This is a genomic window from Bacillus sp. CCNWLW194, from assembly GCF_037120585.1.
Taxonomy (GTDB): domain Bacteria; phylum Bacillota; class Bacilli; order Bacillales; family Bacillaceae_G; genus Bacillus_A; species Bacillus_A basilensis.
Window position 1 is genome coordinate 317,691 of sequence record NZ_JBBBBL010000006.1, and the last position, 26,942, is coordinate 344,632.

Genomic DNA, 26,942 nt, shown 5'->3' on the forward strand with positions numbered 1-26,942 from the left:
TATATAATTCTGCATTTACCTTAATATTCCTTTTATGTATTTTATAGAGAAAGGTCGTGTTTTATGATTTCGAAGTTCACGTTTGGCTCTAAAAAACCTACCGTTCATTATGTATTAAGACCTAGTTGTTATGCGATTATTTTTAATTCTTCTTCAAAGATTGCTGTTATCCAAAAAGGAGACCGTTATTTTTTACCTGGTGGCGGTATGGAAGGTAATGAAACAAAAGAAGAATGTTTACATCGTGAATTACTAGAGGAATTAGGATGGGCAATTGAAATTGATCAGTATATCGGTAATGCAATGCGGTATTTTTATGCTGAAAAGGAAGATACATATTATTTAAATGATGGGTTCTTTTACATTGCAAACATGGCGCAGAAACAAACCGAAGCCTGTGAAGAGGATCATGTTTTAAGGTGGATGTCTCCATTTCATACTGTAGAGCTTCTCATTCACGATCATCAAAAATGGGCGGTTAAACAAGCGCTTTTAATACGAAATAAAAAAGGATCTCCTTCTATATGAAAGAGATCCTTTTTACTGTTAGCTTACTTTTTTCAAATTGAGAGCTGGCTTTTTGATTCCGCCTTTTTTTACAACATATAAGCCGATAAAGATAATAAGTCCGCCAACGAGTTGCATCATATTGATTTGCTCTCCAATTGTTACTGCTGCAAAGATAACTGCGAATAATGGCACAAGATACATATAAACCATTACTTTCGTTGAGCCTATTTGACTAATGCCGACATACCACATTGCTAGCCCAAAGATGGTCGCAAAGACGATTGAATATGCAAGTGATCCCCAGCTTGGCGTATCTACTGGCCACGTTAATGTGTTTACGTTGAATAAACAGTATATAACGAGAGGTACAATTCCAATTAAAGTAGACCAAGATGTGACTCTCATTGCGGAGTATTTTGTAATAAGAGGTTGCGCTAATATTGGATACCATCCCCAAGCAATTGCTGCGACTAATCCAATTATATTTCCGAGCCATGCATACTCATAAGTAGCTCCTCCTGTATGCCCTGTTAATAAAACAAATGCTGCACCAATAAACGCTATTATTGAACCAATTTGTACTTTCATCGAAAAACGCTCTTGCTTGTGTAATACTGCTAATATCCCTGTAAAAATAGGTGACATTGCAATTAGTAATGAGGCGTTCGTTGCTGAAGTATATTTCACAGATAGCATAAACATCGTTTGATACATTGTCGTTCCAACGATGCCGACTGCTACTAATCGTAACCAATCTTTTCTTTCAATACGTAATGAGCGTTCCATTAAAAATGTAATAAGTAATAATACCGGTGATGCTATTAAAAATCGTAAACTATTAAATTGAATGGATGACATAAATGCCACGCCATACTTTCCAATTGTATAATTTGCTCCCCATACTAATGCAACTGATACTAGGAGCCATTCCATTTGCCATCGTTTCATCCGAATCTCCCCTTCCATATTTAGCATAGTAAAATTGGCTGGATAAAACACCGTCCAATTGGCTGTTTTTTTACCCAGCCAATTTGCTATACTTGATGTAGTGAAAAGATACGGAGGCGTTTTTTATGGAATGGAAGCTAGATAGTGACAGTAAAATCCCTATTTATCAGCAAGTTGTTGACTTTATTGAAAAACGTATTACGTACGGAGAACTCCCTCCAGGTAGCTTCCTCCCTTCAGAACGGAAATTAGCTACACTGTTAAATGTAAACCGAAGTACAGTAACGACTGCTTATAACGAACTTCGTGCAATGGGGATTGTAGAAAGTACGACTGGTAAAGGTACACGTGTGAGTACACATATGTGGGGCGTTTCTCCTACATTAACGCCGAACTGGAGAAATTTCGTAGAAGGTGGTACTTTTTTACCAAACTTACCTTTACTTCGTCATATTCGGGCAGAAGTACAACAAAATGAAAATATTATAGATTTTGCAAACGGAGAACTCGGTTGTAATCTTTATCCTCACGATCAGCTACAAACGATTCTACGTGAACAACCGTTAACACATTCATTAAGTTACGATCATCCGCAAGGGTATCTCCCGCTAAGACAAGCGGTAGTAAAATATATGAAAGAATATTTAAAAGTTGAAGCAACTGAGCAGTCTATTATGATTACTTCTGGCGCACAGCAAGCCTTGCACCTTATCGTGCAGTGTTTATTAAATCCAGGTGATGCTGTTGCTTTCGAAAGTCCTTCACACTGTTATTCGTTACCACTATTCCAATCAGCGGGTATTCGTATTTTCCCATTACCTGTTGATGAACACGGTATTAATCCAGATGATGTGCAAGAGTTATATCGAAAGCATCGTATTAAAATGATTTTTTTAAATCCAAATTTCCAAAATCCTACAGGCACAATGCTGCATCCAAACCGTAGAAAAAAACTATTATCACTTTGCGCTGACTTACGAATTGCGATTGTTGAAGATGATCCGTCTAGTTTACTTACGTTAGAAAAGAAACAACCTTGTCCTACTTTGAAATCGATTGATGAAAATGGAACAGTCATTTATGTACATTCCTTATCAAAGATGATTGCACCAGGATTACGAGTCGGCTGGCTTGTTGCCCCGCAGTCTGTAGTAGAAAGGTTATCCGACGCAAGGCACCAAATGGAATTAGGTATGAGCATATTCCCGCAGTGGCTTATGCAGCAATTTTTCGAAACTGTACCATTTCAGTCTCATATCGTACCATTACGAAAACAACTAGCAGAAAAAAGAGACGTTATCGTTCGCGCCCTAAACGAGCAACTTCACGACAAAATCTCTTTTTCAAACCCGACCGGCGGTATATACATATGGGGGAAATTAAACGAACCGATAAACGAAAAACAACTCATTATGCAAAGCTTAAAACAAGAAATTGCTTTTATGCCGGGGAGTATTTTCGGCGCGAAAGATGGTTATATTCGTTTATCTTATGGAAAAGTGAATATTGATCAAATTGAGGAAGGTATTTCTCGTTTGCGGAAGGCTATTTTGGTTTGCGAAAAGTAACTTATGATAAAGAGATCTCGTTTGACAAAACCTAAATCTACCATTATTATCAACACGAACCTAGTTATAGGAGTGATACCAATGAAAATTTACGTTGATGCAGATGCTTGTCCTGTAAAAGATGTAATTATTTTTGAAGCTACGAATGCGGAAATTCCTGTTACCCTCGTTACTAGCTTTTCTCATTATTCTAATGCAGAGCAGCCAAAAGGTGTGGAGACCATTTATGTTGATTCTGGAGCAGATGCTGCGGATTATCGGATTATGCAGTTAGCTAAAAAAGAAGATTTAATCGTAACACAAGATTACGGTCTTGCTTCGCTCGCTTTAGCAAAAGGCTGTATCGTACTACACCATAAAGGCTATAAGTATACGAATGATAACATTGAACAATTGTTACAAACACGATATTTAAGTGCAATGGTTCGAAAGAGTGGTAAACGTACAAAGGGACCGAAACCATTTACAGCAGAAGATAAAGAGAAATTTAGAGCGCTCTTTAAAAGTATGATCGCACTTTAAAAATGAATCGTCTATTTGCAAGGAAAACTTCGCAAAACAAAGAAGAGAATATCCAAATGAACATTCTCTTCTTGAGGTTTACCCGTTTAAAATGAAGGTAAATTATCTAAGTTATTTTCTTTTATTCCATCAGGTTCACTACGTATAATATCTCTGCCATACTTATGAAATACGTCCACATGAGCTAACTTCCCTGATTTTGCTTCATTAAGAGCAGTCATATAATCTAATTCTCTTCCACTACTTGTTTTAAAGGCAATTAAATCCCCATCATCATTTTTACGAACGGCAACAATTTGTTCTGCCCCTGAATTGACCTCATGGCCTACTTCAAATTGAGCTTGCTCTTCCCCTTGATGTAAATAATCATTATAAACTTTTTCAAAGTCTTTTTTGTCCATAAATTTCACCTCCAACACATTTTATTAGTATGGTTGGGAGGTATTGGTTTTATGTGCTATGCTCTTAATTTGGATATATTTTTAATACCTACGCAACCCCCTCAAAGTCTCCAATATATCATCTGTAAAGGCTATGCTACCCTCTGTCTCTAAAACTCTGAAATATAAACTTCTCAGGAAAGATCTAATATTTTGTACTAAAATAGCATACTGCGGAGGTCGGACGTCTTCAACAGTTGCTATACTATGTAGCCAGTTGCCCCACTCTTCTTCCGTTAAAAGATTTTGGTTACGTAGCGACATAATTGGTTTTACTAATCTCTCATCCTCAAAGTGTATGTACGCGTAGTCATTTAAACGAACCTTCTGACGAACAGCAGCTAGTATTGCATATGAAAACTCACGATTTCGTATTGTACGCGCTAACGCATCTAGCGCATCAGCAGCGTGTGCTGTAGAATGTGCCCAGCCTTTTCCTTCTACGTAACCCCTTACATCTTCTTCTAAATATACATATTCCAACACTTGTTCTGCCACACTGTACAGTTGTTCTTCGGATAACAATGGTTCTCTTTCATGAACAGATAAAATAAGTGGTGGAATTAATACGGAGAACGCACGTTTAAACACAGAGTCTGTTCCCTTTTCACCAATTTTATAAAATAAATAATCAGGACTAATTGCCTGTAACATTAACCCTCGTAATTCTTTTTGTCTAAACACATCATTTGTAATCCATTTGTGAAGCGTACTATAAATTAAATCATCACGTAATTCAGCATCGGATGATCCGATATAATCTAGCATCCACTGTGCATATGGATATGCATCTATGTCTTCTGGTACAGCATAATTATTATTTTTAATTTGTAGCAGTTCTTCTTTTAGTTCTAGTACTTCATTCATTATATTTCCTATCCCCTTTTTACGTTTTTTTATTGCCTTATCCCCCGTTTTTCACTTACTATAAATTAATTTAATTATACGAGAATTATAACTATAAATAAAAGGCTATACATATACTTTTGATTGTGTATTACTTTCGCTCATGAAATATAACTTCTGGATTTTCTAAGTCACTATTCCGAAATACAACATCCGCACACTCTTTCAGATCATGCTCATCTATATACATCTTACAGGCCGCATGATACCTATTCAAAAATATCTTCTCTGCTTCTTCATAACTTCCAAAAACCTCAGTCTCGCGCTTTGCACCACGTTTTCTCGCAATCTCAAAATCTGTATCTACCAAAATTTTGTAATCGAATAAATACTCAACGTCTTTTTTCAATAGAAATGTTCCATCTACTATTAATATCATATTTTGCGTGGCCACTAGTGGCTCATTATGTACAGGGATGTCCTTTTTTAAATTATGAGAAATCGTTTCATATTGTAAATTCCCGTTTGGTCCTAAAGGCTTTAATAACCTTTCTTTAAAAGCTGTATAATCGTGTGCATCTTCATAATACCCTCTTGCAGAATCTTTACCTTGTGCATAGCGAATCAATCTTGGATTATGAAAATCGTCAATGCTAGCACGTGTTACTGGTAACCCTCGTTTTTTTATTTCTTCCGCTAGTTCATTTGCAAATGTTGTTTTTCCTGAAGCTGTAATACCACTTACTCCAACTCTAATTGGATGAGTTAATTTTAACGTTAAAATACGATCAATAATTTCTTTGATATTTTGTTTTCGACACATGATATTCCCTCCTTTAATCAGTTAACATAATATAATTACAAGAAACAATCCGTGTCACTATTTGTAGGTAAGTCGATATCCTTTGTCAAATCGTTGATATATTTTAAGTTATGATAGATATATTTGAAAAATCATTGATATATTATGATTGGCTTACTTTCCCTTAAACCCTCGATATAAAGCTGTCCGTAATTCTTGTTTGTATTCTTCAATTTCTGGCATATCGAGCTCTTCCGCTAATCGAATGGCAAGTTCAATATCATACGGTACACGTACGAGTTGAATGGAAAAGCTCGCTGCTTCTTTTTCATTGTAAATTCCTTCGAATATTAAATAAGAAGCTTGTGTAATTTCAAGCGGATTTCCTACGCTACCAGCATTACATAACGTTTTCCCTCTGAAATTTTGAACGAATGCTTGGTGAACGTCACCGTAGCAAACGACATCTGGTTTTCTTTCTCCTTCTATATTCTCTGTGAGCTCACTATTTTCGAACATACTAATACGCTCTTCTCTTGAAGCGTGTGGTTGTATTCTTTCATATAAACTTCTCGGTGAAGCGTGGAACATACGAATCAGTTTCCCACTCATATAAAACTCGATTGAAAATGGTAAGCTTCTTAAATAGTCATTTTGTTCTTCTGATAATTGTTTTTGATGCCATTTTAATGCTTCAAATTCAGTCGGTTTTGTAATAAAATCATCCCAGTTCCCCATTACAACTCCTTCACATTCTTTACGAATGATTTCAATTACTTCGCTAGAATGAGGTCCTTTTCCTACTAAATCTCCAAGGCAAATTATGCGTTCGATTCCTCTCAATTTAATATCTTGTAGTACAGATTCTAAAGCTGGAATATTACCATGTATATCTGAAATTACCGCTATTTTATCCATATGAATTCCTCCTTTATTTATTAAATTCACTTGATTGATACCATTTTGGAATATAGGATGAAAATTGATTATGATCTTCTAAAATTCCGTTTAACCTTTCCTTCATATCGTCTACTAAATGCGGCGTGCTTCGGTTTGTCCAAACGATATCCGCTGGGAATGTCATTGCTGCGTATAATGTATACAGTTGCCAAAAATGAAGCGATGGTTCGCCTCCGCAATAACCGTGAACTTGTCCAACTGCAAATGTTTTGCTTATTCTTGTAGTAAAAATCGCTACATTATAAAAATCGTGTATTGGATCGCCAAAATCATATCCACCAAAATCGATAACGATAAACTCCTTATTATGAATCATACTATTTGCTGGATGGAAGTCATCGTGTAAAAATGTGATTGGACGATTTTTTAATAAATCTTTATGATTGTCTACAAAGGTTAATACAGGCTTCAAATCCAGAAAGTTCACCTCGTAATCTGCTAATGCTTCTATGTATCTTTCGTATTTATTCCATCTAGATGTTTCCCATTTATTACTTGCACTTTCTCTTTCAATTGAGTGGATTCGTTTTAATACTTCTCCAGCTTTTCTTCCTGCATTATACTGTTCTTCCTCCAATAGCTTACTTAAGCTCTCTTCACCATTTACACCTTGGACCCATTCAAATACTTGAACGCATTTATTTAATTTCTCAAGTTTTATGAAATGAATTAATTTGGGCGTTGGAATATGTAATAACTCTAATTGTTTCATATACGTATATTCTTCTTGTTTGCGTTCAGAATTAACCGCATCACATACTTTTACAAAATATGTTTCTCGATTTTTTAATTCAATTTTATATTTATCTTCATGTGAAAAACCTTTTGAAATAGCTGTACACTTTACAATACGAGGCCATTCTAGTTTTCTCTCTATCTCTCTAAGCATTTCTTCCACAACGTTCACCTCTATTAATATATGTACAAACTACCTAACACTTCATGCTCTCGTTTATTTTCTCCTTTAAACTCCACTGCAAATGGATATTCGCCATGATTCTTCAAACATTCTAGTACTACCCCTTCTCCAATTGGTTCACAAAACTGTACTTGAATGTCACCGAATGATACACTTTGGCATTCAGCATTCCACTCTTCACTTTTTACGACTGAGCTTGCAGTTAGCTCCATTACTTCTTTCCATTTCCGCACCGTTTCTCTAACATTTTTCACTGCATAATGAATTGTTTCAATTTGTTGTATGTTGTTTTTATGTTCAGTGATCGTTCCTATTTTATGTAAATCATTTCTTCTTTCTTCATCTGTTTCATTCCACTGTATAAAGAAAGGTAATTTCGGTCCGTTCTCTTCTTGCTTTACAAATAACATTTTCCATTCTAAAAGTCTGCCATCTTTTCTCACACGCTTCCCTTCAAATGGCCCTATCGTATGTAAACCATGCTGACTAAATTTCACTGCTAATTCTTCAATGGCATCTGTTCGAATTGCGAGTTGTAGCATTCCTTCTCCATTTTGTAATTTCACCACTGTTTCTTGTACTAATGGATTTTCTGCTTCTTTCGCTTTTTCTTCATGTTGAACTGCCAGAAATTCTATGTATGATAAATCAAAATAACTTAAACTATTCCAAGTACCCCAGTTCGTATGCTCTCCGCCTAATACAGTATGAAATCCAAGTTCCTGCATTTGTTTTTTCGCTTCCTCCGGTGTGCCATGAACTGCGTGAACGAGATGATCAAATAGTAACATGTCTTTCTCCCCTTTCTCTCCATCCTTTTATTGTATATTTTATTTTTCTTTCGTTCAATTCAAAAAACTTTAAAACCCAGTTGATTTATATGATTAATGTGTATTATAATGAAACAAATTTCAATATTGCTGATTGGAAAAACCAAAGGCACTTTTCTCACACGGGAAAAGTGCCTTTTTCATTTACTATTACAGGGGGATTTTTTATGCAGAAATTAATTGTCTTTGCTATTATTGGATTTTTCGCTCAATTGATCGATGGAGCGCTTGGAATGGCGTATGGGGTAACATCTACCTCACTATTATTAATGTTTGGTATCGCACCGGCTGTCGCTTCCGCATCTGTTCATTTAGCTGAAGTTGTTACAACCGCCGCTTCTGGTGCATCTCATATCAAATTTGGAAATGTTGATAAATATACCGTTTCCAGGCTTACATTGCCAGGAGCAGTTGGCGCATTTATTGGGGCATGTTTTTTAAGTAATTTACCTGGCGATGTCATTAAACCGTACATTTCCGTATTTTTATTTACTTTAGGGGTTTATATTTTATTACGATTCATCATTCAAAAACAAATTGTCACTTCAAAGAAACGTATGTCTGCTAAACAACTTGTTCCGCTTGGCTTATTTGCTGGATTCGTTGATTCAACTGGTGGCGGTGGCTGGGGACCGATTACGACACCTGTACTTTTAGCAAGAGGAAATGAGGCTAGAAAAGTTATCGGATCTGTAGATACGAGTGAATTCCCTGTTTCACTTGCTGCAACAATTGGCTTCTTCATCTCACTTGGCTGGGAACAAGTAAGCTGGGTTTGGGTATTTGCGTTAATGCTTGGCGGTATTGTCGCAGCTCCAATTGCTGCATGGTTAGTACGCATCGTTCCAGCACATTTACTTGGCGTATTAGTTGGTGGCCTTATTATCTTTACAAACATTCGTACACTGCTCACTACATTTAAAGTGGATCCGACTATTATTTCACTTTCTTACGTGGCAGTTGGCCTTGTCGTTATTATTTCTATTTTCATTGCTGTTCGCAATCATTCTAACGCATCGACAGCCAAATATCCGAATAATCAAAAACAAATGCTTCCATAATGATAAAAATACCGCCCGATATACTTCGAGCGGTATTTTTCATTCTTCCATTCTCCAATTAATCATTGTTTCTGTAGTGCCAATTCTTTTCATATGTAATTTCTCTAATACACGAATCGATCCCTCATTTTCAAGAAGTGTCTCTGCAATAATTGTTTCTACCTGTCCTGTTTGAAAAGCCCAATTTATTAATTCTCTTACAGCTTCTGTTGCATACCCTTTATCCCAATATTTCTCAATAAACCCGTAACCAATTTCTACTGTATGTCCCTCATTTGGTTTCCCTTTAAACCCTATATCACCTAGAACGATGTCATCTTCTTTTCGAATGACATACCACGCCCCCCACGGTAATAAATCCTTATTTTGTTTTACATTTTCTACATGCCCTACAATATGTGGACCACTATTATATCCTTGCTCGTTAGCAACGTGAATACTCTCTTCTGTGCACGGCACTATATAGAGCCTTTCTGTTTCTAATTTCATATTGATTTCCCCTTTTCAATTAAACAATACCTCAATTTTATCAGAAATAAAAAGAATATTCATTTTATTTATCAGATTTATACTTATTCTTTGAAACGAATTTAAGGAATAATCCTCTTTTGATAGTTATGTCGAATTATATTTTCTGAATTTTCTTTTAATTTTAAAGGGTTTTTCAATATTTTTTGCGAAACATTTGTATAACAATTTTTTCTTTGCTTATTGCTACATAATAGTAGGTTCGGGTGGAGTTTTGCAAGCGTTTCCTATACAATAACCGATATTTTTTGACTTTTCCTAACAAAATATCTTGCAATATATTCAGAAACTCATTACAATTGCCATATATTAAAAATCTTAGCAATATATAAATCCTCATCAATCCGATGAGGTAGAGGTTGCGACTTTTAAGAGTAAAACGGACGAGACACAGAGAATGTCATCTGACTCCGTTTGAAAGGAAAAGTTGCCGAAGTTTATATTTCTTCTCTGGAAATATGAGCTGGGGCTGTCTCCGAAAGGAACAGAACTGTCACGTTTACAAATTACCGTGTAAACGTGGGGTGCTATCTTAACGGAAGGGTATAATGGGGTGGTTATTTGTGAAACGTTCCGCCAAATTCCTTTGGCGGTTTTTTGTATTTTTCTCCCCCGCTCCTTCCTATCTTACAAGAAAAGGAGTGTTGAACATGAATAGCGCAACGAATCAAACTACCTCTAAAACAGAAACTACAAATGGAAAAGGTGAATTAAAACGTAGTTTAAAATCACGGCACCTTACGATGATTTCTCTCGGTGGTACAATTGGTACCGGACTATTTCTTGCCAGTGGTGGTGTGATCCACACAGCTGGACCTGGTGGTGCATTAGTTGCATACGCCGCAATTGGAATTATGGTTTACTTTTTAATGACAAGCTTAGCTGAACTCGCAGCTTACATGCCTGTTACTGGATCTTTTAGTACGTATGCAACAAAATTTGTTGATCCATCACTTGGCTTTGCACTTGGATGGAACTATTGGTATAACTGGGCAATTACGATAGCTGCTGAACTAGCGGCTGTAACATTAATTATGAAATTTTGGTTCCCAGATACCCCTTCCCTCATTTGGAGCGGATTATGTTTAGCTATTATTTTCCTTTTAAACTACTTATCTGTTAAAGGGTTTGGTGAATCTGAATATTGGTTCGCACTTATTAAAGTAGTTACTATTATTATCTTTTTAATTGTCGGTTTTATGATGATTTTCGGAATTATGGGCGGCGAGACTGTTGGCTTTAAAAACTTCACAGTTGCAGATGCACCATTTAACGGCGGCATCATGGCAATTATCGGTGTATTTATGGCAGCTGGTTTCTCATTCCAAGGAACTGAATTACTTGGGGTAGCTGCTGGTGAAACTTCTGATCCAGAACGTAATATTCCGAAAGCAATTCGTTCGATCTTTTGGCGTATTCTTTTATTCTATATCCTTGCGATTCTCGTTATCGGTTTATTAATTCCTTATACAACTGAAAGTCTTGCCGCAAGTGATGTAACAGTAAGTCCATTTACACTTATTTTTGAAAAAGCGGGCGTTGCCTTTGCTGCTTCTGTTATGAACGCTGTTATTTTAACGGCAGTACTTTCTGCTGGTAACTCTGGTATGTATGCATCAACTCGTATGCTTTGGGATTTAGCTCGCCAAGGGAAAGCACCAAAGTTTCTTGGTAAATTAGATAGCCGCGGTGTACCTGTTAACGCATTAATCGTAACATCAATTGTCGGTAGTATCGCTTTCATTGCTTCTTTATTCGGTGACGGTGTTGTATACATTTGGTTATTAAACGCATCAGGAATGTCTGGCTTTATCGCATGGGTCGGCATTGCAATTAGTCATTATCGCTTCCGTAAAGCATATATCGCACAAGGAAAAGATTTAAAAGACTTACCATATAGAGCAAAATGGTTCCCGTTCGGTCCAATCTTTGCATTTGCACTTTGTGTTATCGTAATTTTAGGTCAAAACTACGGCGCATTTATGGGCGAATCAATCGATTGGAACGGTGTACTCGTTTCTTACATCGGTTTACCACTCTTCTTAGTACTATGGTTAGGATATAAATTTACGAAGAAAACAAAAGTCATTCCACTTGATAAATGTGAACTAAAATAAAATGAAACGAGCAAACAAATTTGTTTGCTCGTTTTTTTGTTACAAACCTCTTTACTTCCCTATTGCTCTTGTTTTTGCAATAATAAAGGAAATATAAATAAAGGTTGGGATACCATGAACATTCGCATTACTGATGAAGCAAAAGCAGCTATACATAGTCTAGAACGTGAAGACAAAAAGATTATTCGTATTAGAGGAACAATGACAAACTCTTGTAGTATTTTCGTTGATGTCGATTTAATTTGGGATACATATGTTGCAGATGATGTTGTATATGAAGATGCTGATTTTATTGTACAAATGGATTCATTCACGAAAGATTACACTGGTGATACGGTGAAACTTGATTATAAGACGACTGGTTTTAGTATTACGACTCCAAGTGAGACTTTAGTTTATGGATTGTCGATTAAAAAATAAAAATTGCTTTTAACTGACCACCGAGGTGAAAAAATGAGTAAATATGTTCCGCTAAAATTTTTGTTTAACGAAGAATTAGCAGAAAAAATGGCTGATTCTATTTGTAAACACGATCCTACTTTCTCTAAAAGAAACTTTGTATCTTCCGTAACATGTAAAGTTGAAAATTTAGAGTTAAAGCAGCGTATTGAAGTATTGGCAGATGAATTACACAATGCTTTACAAAAAGATTTTAATGAAGCAATACATATATTACTGAGAACTTTGGGACCAGAAAATACAACAGAAGTAGGCACATTTACAAACGGATATATGTACATGCCTATCGCAAAATACGTTGAAAAATATGGACTTAACGATTTTGAAACCTCATTCAACGCCATGTATGAAATAACAAAAAGGAATACTGCTGAATATACCATTCGGCCTTTTCTTGAAACATACCATGAAGACACGCTAGACATACTACAACAGTGGCTTCATGACGAAAACAGCCACATTAGAAGATTAGTTTCTGAAGGTACAAGACCAAGGCTTCCTTGGGCTAAAAAAATAGGAGCTCTGAAAGGTGACTTTAAGTACAATTTACAGCTTCTTGAACCTTTAATGAATGACCCTTCTAAATATGTTCAAAAATCAGTAGCTAATCATATTAATGATATTACGAAAGAAGATAAAGAACTTGTTTTTCAATGGTTGCAGCAATTACGCGACAAACAGCATCCTGTTAACCCTTGGATTATAAAACATGGGTTACGAACGGTTATTAAAAATGATACTTTGCCAAAAGATTTTTCTTTTTAAGCATTTTAAACAAAAACGCTTATACTTCAAAAATGAAGCATAAGCGTTTCTTTCTTTTGAATAAAGCAATAACAAACGTATTTTTCCAATATTCTCCTCCTTCAATGAAAGGTCTATAGCAATATTTCGATGAAGCTAAACACTCATAAAATCTATTCCTATTCCATTTCTACTTGCTTCACATAATATTCCATCGCTTCATTAAGCCATTTTTGTTCATCTTCTGTGAAAGGCGAAGGTATCATATTTTCAAGTTCTTGCATATCCAGTTCTTCCACACTAGTATTAGCTAATTTTTGTATCAAATCTTCATTAAGAAATGAAAAAGACTCTTCTATATATTCCTTTACCATCTCTTGTACTTTCGCATCCTCGACTGGTTTACCATATAATTGCTTAACCTTTTTAGACAATTGAATAAACATTTTATCCAAAGCAATTTTATCTTCTTCTCGTTTCTTTGATAATTCTTCCACGATATCCGTTAACTCATGACGTTCCATCCATTCTTTATGTGTATGTTCTGTATTCATACCGTAAATAAGACTAAATAATACTGTACTATCTATTTCACATTCCTCTTCGACTAACTTCATTACTCTTTTAATTGCTTGCATTGATTGCTCAATTTTTTCTTTTTCTCTTTCTAACACTTGCAAATGGAGAGACAAACTTTCATTCAAATCAACACCAAAACTTGATTCGTGTAACAAATTAGCGACTTTATCTAGACTATAGCCTAGAAATTTTAGACTTAAAATTTTTTGTAAGGTTATAATATCGTGATACTTATAAATGCGGTGCCCTGAAGAAGGATTCTTTTCTGGTTGTAACAACCCGATTTCATCATAGTAATGCAAAGTAGGAATTGGTATTCCCGTTTTCCCTGAGAATTCTCCAATAGAAAACTTTTTATCCTTATTCATCTAAATCCCCCTATTAAAAGTATAGATTCATTATAAAACCTAAAGTAACTAGAGGTTCAAGAGAGAATTTAAGAAAATTCAAAAATATTGAAGTGCATGTAATCAATATGTATTGCATTATCCCGTTTCATTCAATAAGTTTTATTCCATTTAATGGCCCGATTATTGAACAGCATGAATGGCAGTTTTCAAACAACGACCTTCCCTCATAAGTTCAAAGGACTTTCACTTACTTATCCCGAATATATAAATAACCATTCTCACAAGGAGTAACTTTATATGAATCTATTCGAACACGAAACGTAAAACCGCTTCTCTTTCATAAGAGGTCCTCCCTTTTTCCTTTCTCATCATATCATTCATTGAAAAATAGGAGGACATAATTATGAAACGTGATCCATTATTTTTAACTTTATTAGAAAGTGCAAATACACATTTTAGCGGCTGGGATTTTTCCTTTATTTCAGAAACTGGCCGAATGAAGAGCGAGCCTTTATCATGATCATACGGCAGTACTGCTTTCCAGCTTATGCAGCGTGCAGAATCAATGCTCGATATGGGTACTGGCGGCGGAGAGTTTTTATCTATGTTACAACCGTTCCCATCAACTATTTATGCTACTGAAGGTTATGCTCCAAATGTGCCAATTGCTCGAAACAAATTAGAGCCTTTAGGGGTTACTGTTGTAGAAGTGACCGATGATACTGCTTTACCATTTCAAAATGAACAGTTTGATTTCATTTTGAATCAACATGAATCCTATTCTGCTTCTGAGGTAAACAGAATTCTCTCTCCTAATGGAATTTTCCTTACACAACAAGTTGGTGGTCTCGATTGCGCTGAACTTAATGAACAGTTTGACACACCACTAAATAGTGAATTTGCAAGTTGGTCGCTTGAAGCGGCATGTAATGAACTACAGGAAAATGGATTTACTATTTTAGAAGCAAAAGAAGAGTTTCCTTTTCAACGTTTTTATGATATTGGCGCTATCGTCTATTATTTAAAAGCAATTCCGTGGCAAATTCCTGATTTTACTGTCGAAAGGTATTATAAGGAACTATATCGTATACATGAAATCATCTTGCAAAAAGGATATTTTGATGTGAAGCAACATCGATTTATCATAAAGGCGATTCGTAGCTAACAAAAAGAAACATCGTACATATGACGATTATGACCAATGAATTGTATTTCTGGAACATATCATCACCTCACATATATAATGAGAGCAATCAGCATAAAAATACTGATTGCTCTTTAAAATATTTTATCAATTAGAGTATGAAAGTGATCTTTTTATATACCTTTTGTTTACATCATCTTCCTTCAAACATGCAGTTGTATAATTAATAATATTCCGGTTATCATATGTGAATATATGCTCTAACTTGTTTTCCTCATTTAATGCTATTGGTAAGTATTTTGGTAAATTGCTAACTACCCCTCTATTATCACAATCTAATATCCAATCCATTTCTTTCCATTCCAATAATCCTTCGGCTGTACTTACTGGCGTGTCTATATGTACTCCAGCTGGCAGGTCAGCAAGGAATACATACATTCCTTCACTATCCCGAGGCTCATCCTTACTTTTAAAAATCACATTCCCTTTATACGTTACACTTGGAAGATCTATGCCTGTTTCCTCAAGCGTTTCTCTAATTATTCCTTCATATGGTGTTTCATTGTCTTCAATTTTCCCACCAACGCCATTCCACATTCCCATATTCGGCTTTTTATTTCTATTTAGTAAGAGTATTTTATTTCCCTTTCTAATGAAACAAATTGTGTACTTATACATACGTTCATTTCCTTCCCTTTTCCTCTCATCTACAGATTTAAACTGCATTTTGATTAGACTTGGTGAATAAAGATTTTTTTATTATACAAACAATTGGTTTTTAATGAGGTTTTTTGCTCAATTTTATTAAAAATCATTCTCCTTATAATCATATCTTACATAATATATTGTACAACTTTCGTTTCAGAAAGGAGTGTTCAAAATCGATAACATAAGCAGCGAATTTTTAAAACAATATTACGACAGTCGAGTCTGGTTATATGATACTCATTGGCTTGGGGTCCCTATTCTCAAACTTCCCTCTGACCTTTTTTTGTATCAAGAAATTATTTACGAATTAAAACCCGATTTAATTATTGAATGTGGCACTTGTTATGGTGGTAGCGCATTGTATTTAGCTTCTATATTAGATTTAATTGGAAAAGGCCACGTTCTTACTCTTGATATATTCCCTCAACCAAATCGTCCATCCCATGATCGCATTACGTATTTAACAGCTTCTTCTGTTTCAGTAACCGCTGTGCAAACAATATTAAGTATGCGTAAACCTAATGATGTAATTTTAGTTATTTTAGATTCAGATCATAGTAAAGATCATGTAGCAAAAGAACTTTTACTTTATAAATCTGTTGTTACAGCTGGCAGTTATATTATTGTAGAAGATACATCTATTAATGGAAATCCTGTTTCTCCCGATTGGGGTCCTGGCCCAATGGAAGCTGTTGAAGAGTTTTTAGCTACAAATAACAATTTCATAATCGATGAATCTAAACATAAGTTTTTCATATCATTTAATCCAAAAGGTTTTTTAAAGAAGATAAAGTAAAACTTGAATAAGTGGGGTTTTATAAATCCCCACTTATTCTATGATCTTCATTTTTGAAAAAGGATAATAAACAAATTCCACTTTTCCTATTATATTATCTTCTTCAATATAGCCTAAGCCATTTCGACTATCTCTACTAAGTTCACGATTATCTCCCATTACAAATAACTTATTTGGCGGGATTTTTGTTTTTTGAAAGTTATAAAACACTTGTGTATTATTGAATAAATCTTTATTTGTATATGGTTCTTCTTGCTTTTTATCATTCACATATACGGATCCATTCGTTATGTTAATTACGTCGCCAGGAAGTCCTATTACTCGTTTTACATAATATTTCGACTCATCCTCTTCCTTTATAATGACAATTTCCCCGTGCTCTAAATTAGAAAAATGTACTGCTGCTTTATTTACAAATACGTAGTCTTCTTCATATAAAGTCGGTTGCATCGATTTCCCTTCCACTTTACATAAAGTAAAAGAATGATAGGCTACTACCAAAACAAACACGAAGAGTATGTATTTCCCCCAACCTCTCTTAATCTCCTGTTTCATATCCATTCCCACCTTATTCAAATGCTTTTTAAATCAAAAAATATATCACTGCACCATATGTCTCAATGCAGTGATATTATTTTTACTGGGCCTTGTTCGGCTGCTCTACTGGGACTGGATTTCCACCCGATCTTTTCGTTTTCAATTCAAAATACGCATCCAAAATCTCTTTACCAATCGCGGAATTAATTCCTGATTTGTCATCATTTACCCATGGTACAACAACTGAAAAAGCTACTTCTGGATCAGCATCATATGGTGCATAACCGGCAAGAGTTAAATTATAACATTTTTTTCGGTTATTGTTTTCATCTCTTCCAATATCACTTTCTCCACCATATACAGTTTCAGCTGTCCCTGTTTTTCCAGCTGGTTTATATGGTAATCCTTTAAACGTTCCAGCACCTGTTCCGTCAGTTTCCTGGAATACTCTTCTAAACCCTTCTTTTACATGATTAATGTATGAAGTATTCATATCCACTCGATTTAAAATAACTGGTTCAATAGATCGAATAACTTTTCCAACATCCTCTGGTCTATGTGGTTGCTCTCTCACTTCTTGTACAATTTGCGGTTTCATTCGGTAACCGCCATTTGCAATTGTTGAAATATATTGAGCAAGTTGAAGCGGCGTATATGTATCGTACTGTCCAATCGCATAATCAAGTAAAAAACCAGGTATGTTATCAGTTCTCCCCATTTGTCCAATCGATTCATTCGGCAAGTCAATACCAGTCGGTACACCTAATCCAAACTGTCTAAAATAGTAACGCATTTTATTAAATGTCTCTTTTCTAATGTCTAATGGATTATTTGGCACATAATTTATACCCGCCATTTTTAAAGCTGTATTAAACATATAAACGTTTGATGAAACTTGTAAAGCTCTTAAATCATCAATATCACCAAAATCTTTCCACGATTTCTTCGGCTTAGTACTTCCTTTAAAATACATTGGTGCATCAAAGAAATGCGTATACGGCTTAATCGTTTCTGTTTGATATCCGGCTAATAAAGTAGCCCCTTTTACAGTTGATCCTAATTCATAAGAACTTGTCATCGTTCCTAAAGCGTAGTCTTCTATTTGCATTCCGCCATCTTTATTTACAATTTTCTTTCCTGCCATTGATAAAATTTGGCCGTTTTTCGGGTTCATCATTACAACGAACGCACGATCCATCATTGGCTCTGCAGAATGGAATGCTCGTAAATTCTTTTCAAGACTTTCTTCTACTTTTTTCTGTAAATCCATATCAACTGTTAACATTAAATTATTTCCACTTTTTCCTTCTGTCACTTTTTCAGTTCGAATAATATTCCCTGTTTTATCTGTAATATTTCTAGTCTGTTCTTTCGTTCCATGTAGTGCATCTTCGTATTGTTTTTCAATGTAACTCTTACCAATACGATCATTTCTGTTATAATCACGTACTAAGTAATAATCCAATTGTTCTCTTGGCAATCCTTCATTTTCAGTAGAAACGCTCCCAAGGATAGAACGAAGTATTTTATCATTTGGGTATTCACGTTCCCAATCTACTGTCGTATCTACTCCTGGCAAACTTGCCAATCTTTCGCTTACGACTGCATATTCATTTTGACTTACATCTTTTTTAACGATTTGCGGCGTCATTTTATATCCCGCATTCATTCTACTTTTAATCGCTAGTACTTCTAAATCCTCTTTTGAAAGTTCGCTTAATTCTTCTTGTGTAATTCTTTGCCTACGTAATTCTTCTACTTTTTTATCTAATTCTTTCCCTTCTATCTCTTGCTTCCTAAATGTATTCTCATCTTCTTTCGTTACTTTTGTTGCTGCCTGTTTTTCATTTAACTGCATCCAAAAATCTTTCTTATCTGTTTCTGTCAACTTATCTATATCTTCTGGCGACATTTCAATTAGCTGGGCTAAATTTCTTGCTACTTGTAAAACTTCTTTCGAATCTACTCCTTTCATTTTCGTATATGTAACGGTTCGTAGCGGTTTATTATTTACAATCACATGGCCTTGTCGATCAAACATTTTCCCTCTAGGTACAGGTGTGCTTACCGTTACATCTTCTTTTTTGTTCACTTCATTTCTATACGTTTCTCCATCAATGATTTGTACTTTACCTAATTGAATTATAATAGCTGAAAATAAAAGAAAAACGATAAAAAATAGTACATTTAATCGAAATGGAATATGAGTCTTTTTCTTTTTCGATTGTTTCTTCTGCTCCTTTTTCTGTCTCATTTCGCTCCCTCGCTTCATTCTATTAACATTTCTACACAGAACCATTATGTATCAAATTTATTTATATGATATATATAGAATTTTATATTAATTACATAAGAATTAAAAGATTTAATTTTCAGTTTTTTAATTTTATATCCTATTTATTACCATTCCCTTATTAAGAAATAACATGAATGTTATTCTAAAAGAAAGATTGTATATAATTATTTTTCATACCTTTCATTTACATTTCTTTGTATACTAACAATAAAATCCATTACTAAGGAGAAAATGAAATGACAGATTCATTCACAATTCATACTAATACGTCACATTGTTTAAACTTTATGATTTATATTCAAAATATTCATCTCAACCAAAAAGAGAAAAAAGAAAATTTAAGATTTCCTTACATAGCAAGACAATTCAATTTCTCTACTAACTTTGAAGCGAATTTCAAAGAATTATGGCATACACTTCGCAAAAAAATTGCTAACGACAAATATGATTTACAAATTTTTCATGAAGAAAATCATATCTTTTATGAGAAGCTTTTTGACACTCATTTATGTAATGAGGAATCCTTTAAAGAGTTAATATGTAGTTTTAAAGTATGGTGGACTAACATAGTAGGTCAGCATTCATTAGAATGGTCTGTAAGTGAGTATAGTACGCAACTTTATAATGACTTAGTTTTATACTTAAAACAAAATCAAATAGAACCTTTACAACAGCTACACATTAGCTTACTTTATGACGATTGTGTATTCACTAAAGATAATATTACTTCTTACTCTGCTATTTTACCTACGAAACACCTTTTTATAAATTATAGAGATGTTGTTACTACATTATCAACATGTTTTCATGTGGCTTAAAACAGCGATTACTCAAATAAAAAACTGAGGTAGATACCTCAGTTTTTTTGATATTTTATTTCATTGATGATAATCCTTCTACAAATTCACCAATCTTATTTTGAAAAACAAAATCAAAGTTATATTCTTGCCCTGTTAGCTCTTCATTTACTAAAATAGTCTTTGCTCCTACTTCTCTCTTTGCGATTTCTGGGAATGAAGCGACAGGCTGTACTTTTAATGATGTTCCCATGACGATAAGCACATCTGTTTCATATAAACGTTTCATCGCGTTTTGATATTGCGGCAGTGTATCTCCGTATAAAACAACGTCTGGATTTAAAATGAAATTACACTTCTGACAGCGAGGCACTTCATGATCAATCATATACTGCAAGTCATATCCCGCTTTACATTTTGGACAATGCGCTGTTTGCAGTGTTCCATGTAGATCAATAACATGTTTACTACCACCTAATTGATGTAAACCGTCAATATTTTGCGTTAAAATCGTAATATCTTTCCCTTGTTCTTCTAATTCAGCTAAAAAGCGATGCCCACGATTTGGTTTATATTGATGAAACGTATTAATTTGAAAAATTTCTTTATAATGCTTCCAAAACTCTTTCGGGCTTCGGTTATAGTACCCTCTCGATAAGTACATTTCCACATTTGCATCAGCGTACAATCCATTTGCTGAACGAAAATCTGGGATACCACTTTCCGTACTTGCACCTGCACCTGTTAATACTGTAATTTTCTTCGCTTTTTCTAAAATTGAACGTACTTCTTCAAATTGTTGCACAAAAATCACCTCTATGTATTTTCCTATTCTTATTATACCAGTTGTTTACAGGAGGTGTTGTACACTTCGGTTTATTTAATGCGTCGCACCCCCAACCTCTACAATATCTACCTCTACTTCCGTCGTTACCTCAACTGCCAATTCTATCCCTTTACTAATAGTAGTAAGTGACATACTCGGTTGGCCTGGATAGTTACTCGCTTGTTCTGGTAAAAACGGAATATGGACAAATCCACCTTTTATTTTCTTATCACGGTTCTCTATTTCATGCATAAGACCATAGAATAAGTGATTACAAACGAATGTACCTGCTGTTTGTGAAACGGAAGCTGGTATGCCTTCTTCTTGAAGCTTTTTTACGATTGCTTTCATCGGAAGTGTAGACCAATAGGCAGCAGGTCCTCCTTCTATAACTGGTACATCTACCGGCTGATTCCCTTCATTGTCAGCTATTCTTGCATCATCGATATTAATTGCGACACGCTCTATCGTAATATCTGGTCTGCCCCCAGCTTGTCCGATACATATAATTATTTCAGGGTTTAGTTCTTGTATATATTCGTTTAAAACTTTTATTGATTTATGAAATACGGTTGGTACTTGTTTACTTATAATCTTGTACTCTCCGATTGTTTTTTCATGCAAACTTTTTGCGACTTCCCAAGCTGGATTGATACTTTCTCCGCCGAACGGATCAAATCCTGTTAATAATACTGTTTTCATAGTTTTACCCTCCTAATTAGAAACGATATACTAAGCCGTACATAATAAACATATTTATGATAAAGATCGAAAGAGCAATTGGGACTTGCGCTTTAATAACCGCATTTTTATCTTTTAGCTCTAAAAGCATTGCCGGAACGATATTAAAGTTTGCTGCCATTGGAGTAAGTAACGTTCCGCAATATCCAGCAAACATACCAAGAGCTGCCATAATTGCTGGGTTTCCACCGTGCATTTGAACAATTAAAGGTAAGCCAATTCCGCCAGTAATTACGGCAAACGCTGCGAAAGCATTTCCCATTACGACTGTAAAGAGCATCATTCCTAAACAATACGCCATAACAGCAACGAACGGATACTCTGTCGGTAATACTTGGCCGACTAAATCAGAAACGACTTGTCCAACGCCAGATTTTGCGAAAATACCGCCAAGTGCTGCTAACATTTGTGGTAAAATAACAGCCCAGCCGACAGCTTGTAATAATCTACTTCCTTCTTGAACAGGCGTTGTTATTTTCGATTTTGTAATTCGCATCGCAGCAACGAACGCAAGTAATGCTCCTAGTGCTAATGCTACTAGCGTTACTTTATCTGGATCAACAAGGGATACATTTCCCCATTTAATTTTCCCTAACGTTAACGTACCGATAATTGTAAAAATAGGAATTAAAAGTGCAGGCATAAAGATTTTATTCTTTAATTTCTCCGCATGTTTTACACGTTCTTGCACTGGTACTTCTTTTTCCTGAGACTTTGTTACTTTATTTAATGAAGCTAATACGACCATAGCAAGCACAATACAACCAACGTAAAACGAAGGAATTACATTTCCAAACAAAAATGTAACTGCAAACAATGCCCAAAATAAACTAGAACCAAATCGATTTGGATGCTCACGATCAAACACAATACGAACAGCGATAAATGCAACGATTATACCTAATACATAATAGATTGTATCCATAGTTATGATGTTCATATTATATTGCCTCCTTCTCTTCTTTTGCTTCTGCCTTCATTGTTTTCTCTATATATTTATCAAACCTTCTAAATCTAATCCAGCTCACGATAAGTGCAGATATTGCAGTTGGAATCCCCCAAAGTGCCATATCCCAAACACCGACATGCATACCTACTGAATCGAAGAATCCTTTCATTAATAAAATGGCACCAGTTGCGATAAATATATCTTCTCCGAAAAACCAAGCTGTATTTTCCGCAGCAGCTGCATTTGCTTTGATCTTCTCTCTTAATTTTTCAGGTAGTTTACCGTATTTACCTTGTGCCGCTCCTTCTGCCATCGGTGCAACAAGCGGTCTTACTGTTTGCGCATGACCACCAATATTAAGCCCTAGTGCTGCTGATGATTCTCTTATCGTAAAATATGACATTAATACTCTTCCAGTTGTTGCGCCTTTTGATTTCGTTATAAGTGCTTCTGCTCTTTCTTTTAAACCGTAACGCTCTAAAATTCCGATTACCGGTAAAGTTAATATTATCGGCATAGACATATATCTATTTTCTATGAAAAATTTACCGAACATGCTGATCACATCATAAAAACTTAATCCTGAAACCATACCAGTAACAATACCTGCGACCATAACTACTAATAGTGTATTTAATCTAAATAAAAAACCAACTGCAACAAGTAGTATCCCGATTAATTTAATCATTCCAGCACTTCCCCCTATTTTTTATTTTGGTGCACAAATAGAAACACCTTCAAGTTTGAATGTTCTGTATATTTTTTCCGCAAATTGCACTGCTTTTTCTCCATCACCATGTAAACAAATCGTTTTCGCCTGAACTGTTACTTTCTCTCCATTCACCGAATTTACATAGCCTTCTTTCACCATTTGAATCACTTGTTTTATCGCTTCGTCTTCATTTTTTATAAGCGCATTCTCTTCTGTACGACTTGTTAATGTTCCATCTTGCCTATACGTACGATCTGCAAAAGCTTCTTGTAGGAGAGTTACGTTATATTTTTCCGCAGCCTGTTTATATGCCTCGCTATTTGCCAATCCGTAAAGTAATAACTTTGGATTCACATGAGAAATTGCCTTTGCGATTGCATCTGCAATTTCCGGATTAGTCGCCGCCATATTATATAAAGCACCGTGTGGCTTTACATGCTGCATCTTCCCGCCAGCTGCTTTTACAAACCCGTCTAATGCACCAATTTGATATAAGACATAATCGTATACTTCACTTGCTGAAACGTTCATGTTTCTTCTCCCAAATCCAATTAAATCTGGAAACCCTGGGTGTGCCCCTATCGCTACGTTTTGCTGCATTGCCTTTTCAACTGTTTGCCGCATAACGGACGGATCACCCGCATGAAAACCGCAAGCAACATTTATAGAGGATACGAATGGAAGAATTTCATCATCACTCCCCATTTTATAAGCGCCAAAACTTTCTCCTAAATCACAGTTTAAATCAATTGTAGTCACAATATTACCCTCCTAATTTCAGCTTCGTAAAGCAATGAATTTCTTTAATAGATTCATATTTACTTCTTGTTCTATGTACAATTGTTCCGCTTCTTCAAGCGTAATTTGCTCAAATGAAACATAGTCTCCTGGTTTTAGCTGGGCAAGAAGAGGAAGATCTATTAAAATAATATTTCCCATTCTCGGATAGCCACCTGTCGTTTGCCTATCTGCCATTAATATAATCGGCTGTCCACCGTTTGGAACTTGAATCGTTCCGAATGTAACGGGACTCGATAAAATCTCTGTTTCTTCCATCCTATTTAAAACTTCTCCCTCAACCCTATAGCCCATACGGTCAGCATAATTAGATACCTTATAGTCTTTCGTAAAAAATGCCTTTCTACTTTCTTCTGTAAATTGATCATATTCAAAATCAGTTATGACACGAAGCTTAGGATGTTTCTTATATTTTGGCCTTACGCTGCTGCTAATTGCCCATTTCGTTTTGATTCGCTCATCCTTTTGTAAATCTTGAATGAAACGATGAGCCATTTCTGATCGTTCACCAAGTTGAAAATAGTCACCTTTTTTCAGCATTCTTCCTTCCATACCACCAATCGCTGCACGTATGTAAGTACTTTTGCTTCCCATTGTACGGTCAATATGCATACCACCTGCAAAAGTCACATACGTTCTGCAACCACTTTTCACTTTTCCAAAACAAAGCATGCTACCTTCTTCCGCTAAAATGGGACGCCATAACGGGATACGTTCTCCGTTTAATAACGGTTCCATATCTGCTCCGCCAATCGCAAGTAAAGTTGTTTTCTTTATTAACAATTTAGGCCCCATGATCGTCATTTCAAGTCCCGCTTCATTCTCTTCATTACCAACTAACATATTGATCATCCGAAGTGCACTTTGATCCATAGCCCCGCCAACAGGTACGCCGTATTGTTGATAATGAGATCGCCCTAAATCTTGGACTGTTGTAAACATCCCTGCATGCAAAACCTCTACATCCATTCCTTAGCCCCCTCAAGTGATACGTACTCTTCTTTCGTTATTGGAATAAATCGTAAATACATACCGCTTTGGATATAGGTTGGTGTTTCTTCTTCCGGATTAAATAAGGAGATTGGTGTTCGGCCAATAATATTCCATCCACCCGGTGTTTCAAGCGGATAAATACCTGTTTGATTTCCACCGATACCTACTGAACCCGGAGAGATTTGCAACCGTGGTATTTCTTTTCTAGGTGTTTCTAGTTCTTTTGATAGTCCTCCTAAATACGGGAATCCTGGTGTAAAACCTAGCATATATACAAAATATGTTGTTTCACTATGTATTCGAATTACATCTTCTACTTGTAAATCGTGATAATGTGCGACCTCTTCTAAATCAGGTCCATATTCTCCCCCGTAACAAACTGGTATAGAAATATGTTTCACTTCTCGTCTCAGCTCTTCCTTATACGTATCGAACATTCCAGTTATGTATTGGCATACGTAATCGTACGGTCTTATCTTTCTATCATTTTCCTTCCATACTTCATATAAATTGTAGTAAACGGCTAATGAAGTGAACGACGGAACGCATTCAATCATTCCTGTAAACGGATGTTGCTGCAACGCTTGAAATAGTCGTTGTACTTTTTCGTATACATCCATCCCGATCTCTTCACCAAATGTAACAATAATTGCTTGATCCCCTAACGCAGAAAATTTCATCCCACTCCCTCTTTCTATGCCAAAAAGCCGAGTTCTTTCGAAATGCGATTTGCTGTCTCTTTTACCTTCGCGATAAAATATGATATATTGCTTTCGCTGTACTCAATTGCTAATCCCGAAATACTAATGCCTGCTACAATCGTTCCATCGCTTGCGAAAATGGGTGCTGCTATAGCCGCTGTATGATTTTCTAACTCAGAGTAGCTAATTGTATGTCCTTCCTTTTTCGCCATTTGTAACACTTCTAGCAATTGTTTCTTATCCACGATTGTTCCATCTGCAAACTGTTTTAAATCCGTTTCCTCTACGTACTTCTGTTTCTCTTCCTCTGAGAAATATGATAATAAAATCCTCGGACATGCACCGGCATAAAGTGGAGCTCGTCTTCCAACCGCCGTATACACACGTACAGGCTGAACACCTTCCATCTTTTCCACATAAATCGCGTCATTTCCATCTTGGATAATTAAATTAACTGCCTGCCCTAAACTATCTCTAAGCTCTTTCATATATGGAATCGCAATATTTCTTACTGATAATCTTTGTGAGACAAGTTGACCAAACCGTAAAAAAACGACTCCTAGACGATATTTCCCCTTTTCGTTTTTTTGTAAAAACTCCATTTCTTCTAACGAGCCAATTAAACGATAAACAGATGTTTTCGGCATACTTGTAAGCTGAACCATCTCTGTTAAACTGAGCTCTTCATGCTCATAAAACAACTCTAAAATATCCATTGTTTTAACTGCCGTTTTATTTATACTCATTCTATCTCCCTCTTA

29 protein-coding genes, 1 pseudogene and 1 riboswitch are annotated in these 26,942 nt (G+C 35.5%); of the genes and pseudogenes, 10 read left to right on the forward strand and 20 right to left on the reverse strand.

Features of this window, described 5'->3' with window-relative positions:
- Positions 1–63 precede the first annotated feature (63 nt).
- Positions 64–528: an NUDIX hydrolase gene (locus V7S50_RS16475; protein ID WP_242252740.1), complete on the forward strand. Its 465-nt coding sequence runs from the start codon at positions 64–66 to the stop codon at positions 526–528.
- A gap of 18 nt (positions 529–546) precedes the next feature.
- Here the strand turns inward: V7S50_RS16475 and V7S50_RS16480 are convergent, their stop codons facing one another.
- Entirely contained in the window at positions 547–1,458 is a 912-nt protein-coding gene (locus V7S50_RS16480) for a DMT family transporter (protein WP_242252739.1), read from the reverse strand.
- 125 nt (positions 1,459–1,583) lie between these two features.
- Between V7S50_RS16480 and pdxR the strand changes: the two genes are divergently transcribed.
- Both pdxR and V7S50_RS16490 read left to right on the forward strand, forming a co-directional pair.
- The gene (gene pdxR / locus V7S50_RS16485) at positions 1,584–3,026 is read left to right on the forward strand and encodes a MocR-like pyridoxine biosynthesis transcription factor PdxR (protein WP_063225268.1); all 1,443 of its coding nucleotides are present in this window, start codon (positions 1,584–1,586) and stop codon (positions 3,024–3,026) included.
- Positions 3,027–3,107: 81 nt separating this feature from the next.
- Complete coding sequence (locus tag V7S50_RS16490) at positions 3,108–3,548, forward strand: YaiI/YqxD family protein (protein ID WP_000708761.1); 441 nt, start codon at positions 3,108–3,110, stop codon at positions 3,546–3,548.
- 86 nt (positions 3,549–3,634) lie between these two features.
- Here V7S50_RS16490 and V7S50_RS16495 read toward each other — a convergent pair whose 3' ends face one another.
- The 6 genes from V7S50_RS16495 to V7S50_RS16520 all read right to left on the reverse strand — a co-directional run bounded on the left by V7S50_RS16495 (position 3,635) and on the right by V7S50_RS16520 (position 8,306).
- Positions 3,635–3,949 (reverse strand): DUF3892 domain-containing protein, encoded by a 315-nt coding sequence (locus V7S50_RS16495; RefSeq protein WP_000358173.1) that lies wholly within the window; start codon positions 3,947–3,949, stop codon positions 3,635–3,637.
- An 81-nt stretch (positions 3,950–4,030) separates the two neighbouring features.
- Positions 4,031–4,855, reverse strand: coding sequence for a DUF2785 domain-containing protein (locus V7S50_RS16500; protein WP_242252738.1), 825 nt, complete (start codon positions 4,853–4,855; stop codon positions 4,031–4,033).
- Positions 4,856–4,985: 130 nt separating this feature from the next.
- Positions 4,986–5,657, reverse strand: coding sequence for a hypothetical protein (locus V7S50_RS16505; RefSeq protein WP_309259010.1), 672 nt, complete (start codon positions 5,655–5,657; stop codon positions 4,986–4,988).
- Positions 5,658–5,810: 153 nt separating this feature from the next.
- Positions 5,811–6,554 carry a metallophosphoesterase family protein gene (locus V7S50_RS16510; RefSeq protein ID WP_098556010.1) on the reverse strand — a complete coding sequence of 248 codons (744 nt, stop codon included), beginning with the start codon at positions 6,552–6,554 and terminating at the stop codon, positions 5,811–5,813.
- 13 nt (positions 6,555–6,567) lie between these two features.
- The gene (locus V7S50_RS16515; RefSeq protein ID WP_242252734.1) at positions 6,568–7,494 is read right to left on the reverse strand and encodes an aminoglycoside phosphotransferase family protein; all 927 of its coding nucleotides are present in this window, start codon (positions 7,492–7,494) and stop codon (positions 6,568–6,570) included.
- A 14-nt stretch (positions 7,495–7,508) separates the two neighbouring features.
- Positions 7,509–8,306 carry a VOC family protein gene (locus V7S50_RS16520; protein ID WP_242252732.1) on the reverse strand — a complete coding sequence of 266 codons (798 nt, stop codon included), beginning with the start codon at positions 8,304–8,306 and terminating at the stop codon, positions 7,509–7,511.
- 206 nt (positions 8,307–8,512) lie between these two features.
- Between V7S50_RS16520 and V7S50_RS16525 the strand changes: the two genes are divergently transcribed.
- A complete protein-coding gene (locus V7S50_RS16525; protein ID WP_242252730.1) occupies positions 8,513–9,406 on the forward strand; it encodes a sulfite exporter TauE/SafE family protein in 894 nt (297 codons plus the stop codon).
- A gap of 39 nt (positions 9,407–9,445) precedes the next feature.
- Here the strand turns inward: V7S50_RS16525 and V7S50_RS16530 are convergent, their stop codons facing one another.
- The gene (locus V7S50_RS16530; protein WP_336376446.1) at positions 9,446–9,895 is read right to left on the reverse strand and encodes a GNAT family N-acetyltransferase; all 450 of its coding nucleotides are present in this window, start codon (positions 9,893–9,895) and stop codon (positions 9,446–9,448) included.
- Between the two features lie 384 nt (positions 9,896–10,279).
- Positions 10,280–10,472: riboswitch (Lysine riboswitch) on the forward strand.
- A 112-nt stretch (positions 10,473–10,584) separates the two neighbouring features.
- Between V7S50_RS16530 and V7S50_RS16535 the strand changes: the two genes are divergently transcribed.
- From V7S50_RS16535 to V7S50_RS16545, 3 genes are all read left to right on the forward strand, one after another.
- A complete protein-coding gene (locus V7S50_RS16535; protein ID WP_063225258.1) occupies positions 10,585–12,051 on the forward strand; it encodes an amino acid permease in 1,467 nt (488 codons plus the stop codon).
- A 114-nt stretch (positions 12,052–12,165) separates the two neighbouring features.
- Positions 12,166–12,471 carry an iron-sulfur cluster biosynthesis family protein gene (locus V7S50_RS16540; protein WP_142332764.1) on the forward strand — a complete coding sequence of 102 codons (306 nt, stop codon included), beginning with the start codon at positions 12,166–12,168 and terminating at the stop codon, positions 12,469–12,471.
- Positions 12,472–12,504: 33 nt separating this feature from the next.
- Complete coding sequence (locus V7S50_RS16545; protein WP_242252725.1) at positions 12,505–13,275, forward strand: DNA alkylation repair protein; 771 nt, start codon at positions 12,505–12,507, stop codon at positions 13,273–13,275.
- A 158-nt stretch (positions 13,276–13,433) separates the two neighbouring features.
- On the opposite strand, the gene V7S50_RS16550 is transcribed toward V7S50_RS16545, so the two are convergent.
- Positions 13,434–14,201: a MerR family transcriptional regulator gene (locus tag V7S50_RS16550; RefSeq protein ID WP_242252723.1), complete on the reverse strand. Its 768-nt coding sequence runs from the start codon at positions 14,199–14,201 to the stop codon at positions 13,434–13,436.
- 385 nt (positions 14,202–14,586) lie between these two features.
- Between V7S50_RS16550 and V7S50_RS16555 the strand changes: the two are divergent.
- A pseudogene (locus V7S50_RS16555) lies at positions 14,587–15,348 on the forward strand (class I SAM-dependent methyltransferase).
- 126 nt (positions 15,349–15,474) lie between these two features.
- Here the strand turns inward: V7S50_RS16555 and V7S50_RS16560 are convergent.
- Entirely contained in the window at positions 15,475–16,005 is a 531-nt protein-coding gene (locus V7S50_RS16560) for an NUDIX hydrolase (protein WP_242252721.1), read from the reverse strand.
- Between the two features lie 193 nt (positions 16,006–16,198).
- Between V7S50_RS16560 and V7S50_RS16565 the strand changes: the two genes are divergently transcribed.
- A complete protein-coding gene (locus tag V7S50_RS16565) occupies positions 16,199–16,831 on the forward strand; it encodes a CmcI family methyltransferase (protein ID WP_242252719.1) in 633 nt (210 codons plus the stop codon).
- 33 nt (positions 16,832–16,864) lie between these two features.
- Here V7S50_RS16565 and lepB read toward each other — a convergent pair whose 3' ends face one another.
- On the reverse strand, positions 16,865–17,386 hold the full coding sequence (gene lepB / locus V7S50_RS16570; protein WP_000806886.1) for a signal peptidase I: 522 nt from the start codon (positions 17,384–17,386) through the stop codon (positions 16,865–16,867).
- A gap of 82 nt (positions 17,387–17,468) precedes the next feature.
- Positions 17,469–19,622: a peptidoglycan D,D-transpeptidase FtsI family protein gene (locus V7S50_RS16575; RefSeq protein WP_242252718.1), complete on the reverse strand. Its 2,154-nt coding sequence runs from the start codon at positions 19,620–19,622 to the stop codon at positions 17,469–17,471.
- Positions 19,623–19,900: 278 nt separating this feature from the next.
- On the opposite strand from V7S50_RS16575, the gene V7S50_RS16580 reads away from it, so the two are divergent.
- A complete protein-coding gene (locus V7S50_RS16580) occupies positions 19,901–20,482 on the forward strand; it encodes a hypothetical protein (RefSeq protein ID WP_063225248.1) in 582 nt (193 codons plus the stop codon).
- Positions 20,483–20,537: 55 nt separating this feature from the next.
- Here the strand turns inward: V7S50_RS16580 and V7S50_RS16585 are convergent, their stop codons facing one another.
- The 8 genes from V7S50_RS16585 to V7S50_RS16620 form a co-directional block, all read right to left on the reverse strand.
- A complete protein-coding gene (locus tag V7S50_RS16585) occupies positions 20,538–21,266 on the reverse strand; it encodes an NAD-dependent protein deacylase (protein WP_242252717.1) in 729 nt (242 codons plus the stop codon).
- Positions 21,267–21,341: 75 nt separating this feature from the next.
- The gene (pcp, locus tag V7S50_RS16590; RefSeq protein ID WP_063225246.1) at positions 21,342–21,989 is read right to left on the reverse strand and encodes a pyroglutamyl-peptidase I; all 648 of its coding nucleotides are present in this window, start codon (positions 21,987–21,989) and stop codon (positions 21,342–21,344) included.
- 16 nt (positions 21,990–22,005) lie between these two features.
- Positions 22,006–22,968: a DUF979 domain-containing protein gene (locus tag V7S50_RS16595; protein ID WP_242252716.1), complete on the reverse strand. Its 963-nt coding sequence runs from the start codon at positions 22,966–22,968 to the stop codon at positions 22,006–22,008.
- A 1-nt stretch (position 22,969) separates the two neighbouring features.
- Positions 22,970–23,665, reverse strand: coding sequence for a DUF969 domain-containing protein (locus V7S50_RS16600; RefSeq protein ID WP_063225244.1), 696 nt, complete (start codon positions 23,663–23,665; stop codon positions 22,970–22,972).
- 21 nt (positions 23,666–23,686) lie between these two features.
- Positions 23,687–24,448, reverse strand: coding sequence for a 5-oxoprolinase subunit PxpA (gene pxpA, locus V7S50_RS16605; protein WP_242252715.1), 762 nt, complete (start codon positions 24,446–24,448; stop codon positions 23,687–23,689).
- An 18-nt stretch (positions 24,449–24,466) separates the two neighbouring features.
- A complete protein-coding gene (locus tag V7S50_RS16610) occupies positions 24,467–25,456 on the reverse strand; it encodes a biotin-dependent carboxyltransferase family protein (RefSeq protein WP_242252714.1) in 990 nt (329 codons plus the stop codon).
- The gene (gene pxpB / locus V7S50_RS16615; RefSeq protein WP_242252713.1) at positions 25,447–26,160 is read right to left on the reverse strand and encodes a 5-oxoprolinase subunit PxpB; all 714 of its coding nucleotides are present in this window, start codon (positions 26,158–26,160) and stop codon (positions 25,447–25,449) included. The genes V7S50_RS16610 and pxpB overlap by 10 nt, the downstream gene beginning before the upstream one ends.
- A gap of 14 nt (positions 26,161–26,174) precedes the next feature.
- Entirely contained in the window at positions 26,175–26,927 is a 753-nt protein-coding gene (locus V7S50_RS16620; RefSeq protein WP_063225240.1) for an IclR family transcriptional regulator, read from the reverse strand.
- Between the last annotated feature and the right edge of the window lie 15 nt (positions 26,928–26,942).